The sequence below is a fragment of the Alloalcanivorax venustensis ISO4 genome (genome assembly GCF_015356855.1).
In the GTDB taxonomy this organism is placed as follows: Bacteria; Pseudomonadota; Gammaproteobacteria; order Pseudomonadales; family Alcanivoracaceae; genus Alloalcanivorax; species Alloalcanivorax venustensis.
Window position 1 is genome coordinate 1 of sequence record NZ_ARXR01000088.1, and the last position, 574, is coordinate 574.

Genomic DNA, 574 nt, shown 5'->3' on the forward strand with positions numbered 1-574 from the left:
GTTTCGCAGGCCACACCGTGACCGCTTTGGCGTTATATGGTCAAGCCGCACGGGCAATTAGTACGGGTTAGCTTCACGCCTCACAGCGCGTCCACATCCCGCCTATCAACGTGGTGGTCTTCCACGGCCCTTTAGGGGCATCAAGTGCCCAGGGAGATCTCATCTTGAGGGAGGCTTCCCGCTTAGATGCTTTCAGCGGTTATCCCGTCCGAACGTAGCTACCCGGCAGTGCCACTGGCGTGACAACCGGAACACCAGAGGTTCGTCCACTCCGGTCCTCTCGTACTAGGAGCAGCTCCTCTCAAATCTCCAACGCCCACGGCAGATAGGGACCGAACTGTCTCACGACGTTCTAAACCCAGCTCGCGTACCTCTTTAAATGGCGAACAGCCATACCCTTGGGACCGGCTTCAGCCCCAGGATGAGATGAGCCGACATCGAGGTGCCAAACACCGCCGTCGATGTGAACTCTTGGGCGGTATCAGCCTGTTATCCCCGGAGTACCTTTTATCCGTTGAGCGATGGCCCTTCCATACAGAACCACCGGATCACTAAGACCTGCTTTCGCACCTGC

The 574-nt window shown here is 57.5% G+C and carries 1 rRNA gene; it reads right to left on the reverse strand.

The features are described 5' to 3' along the window. Nucleotides 1-36: 36 nt before the first annotated feature. Nucleotides 37-574: ribosomal RNA gene (locus tag ISO4_RS16890) — 23S ribosomal RNA — on the reverse strand; the annotation flags it as partial.